At 62.7% G+C, this 260-nt stretch carries 1 pseudogene; it reads right to left on the bottom strand.

Going from position 1 to position 260, the window contains the following annotated elements:
- A pseudogene (locus AC0CH8_RS18925) lies at nucleotides 1-234 on the bottom strand (acetyl-CoA hydrolase/transferase C-terminal domain-containing protein); the annotation flags it as partial.
- Between the last annotated feature and the right edge of the window lie 26 nt (nucleotides 235-260).

The following is a 260-nucleotide window of genomic DNA, read 5'->3' on the forward strand; positions in this document are numbered from 1 at the left end:
GTCCTGCTGGGCGGAATCGCTGTCGAGCAGGCTGCCGGGCTGCAAAAAGAACTGCTCGACGCGCACGTTGGCCGGCAACGTGTCGCCCTGCAGGTCGGCGAGAAAATCCAGCTCTAGATAATCGCCATATACACGCTCGACGAAGGGGTCGAGAAAGCGTCGCTGCAGATCCTGGCCGGCACGTGGACGCCCCAGACACAGGGCGGTGTAGATGGTCAGCTCGCGCTCGGGCATGTCGCGCACCCTTGCATAGAGTGCAT

Source organism: Sphingomonas sp. AC435 (assembly GCF_979253005.1).